1 protein-coding gene is annotated in these 685 nt (G+C 61.9%); it reads right to left on the bottom strand.

The features are described 5' to 3' along the window. Positions 1–685, bottom strand: a 685-nt coding sequence (locus H5J30_RS36170) for a Hint domain-containing protein (RefSeq protein WP_220189666.1), incomplete at both ends; no start/stop codon positions are given.

Genomic DNA, 685 nt, shown 5'->3' with positions numbered 1-685 from the left:
AGTCTTCTTCCCGTGCTTGCCGTCGACGTCGACGGTGATCTGAACCAGGTTCTTGGACCCGGTGCCGACGATCTCGGCTGTGACGGTTTCGATACTGGTTTTGCCGGTTTCGGGGTCGGTGGTGAGTACCTTGTCGCCGACTTTCACGTCTTCGATGGGTTTTGTGGTGCCGTCGGCCATCAGTACCGGTGTGCCGGCAGTGAAGCTGTTGCTTTCACACTCAGGCGATTTGGAATCTGCTTTGGGCTTCGCCTCGTCGGCCTTTTTGGCCTTCCTGGCGTCCAGGATCTTGTCGGCGATCTTCTTGCCGGCTTTCATCACGGTCCCGACGGCCTTGGTCATCGGGACTTCCAGGACAGCGGCCCCGCATTCCGAGTTGAATCCGGGATTAATCAAGCAACCCCATCCCGGTACGATGTTCTCAAACCACCCCTCCACTGTCTCCTTCCAGGGCAGAGTGATGCGGGGTATGCAGGCGGCGCCCACACAGCTTGCCGGGGCGGCTGTGAAGGACGCCTGGGTTGCCGTCTCACCGCCTCCACTGCCGCCCCCGCTGCCGCCGCCCCCGCCGCCGCTGGGGGAGTTTCGGGTGGAGTTCTGGTGGATGACGGCGCGTTCCACCGTCTCCTGGATGAGGTCGATGATGCCTTTCCAGAAGAGTCCGGTGGGGTCGGCGTGGGTGATT

The sequence above is a fragment of the Streptomyces phytophilus genome (genome assembly GCF_013870535.1).
GTDB lineage: Bacteria > Actinomycetota > Actinomycetes > Streptomycetales > Streptomycetaceae > Streptomyces > Streptomyces phytophilus.
This window is presented reverse-complemented; position numbering and strand designations above follow the sequence as displayed.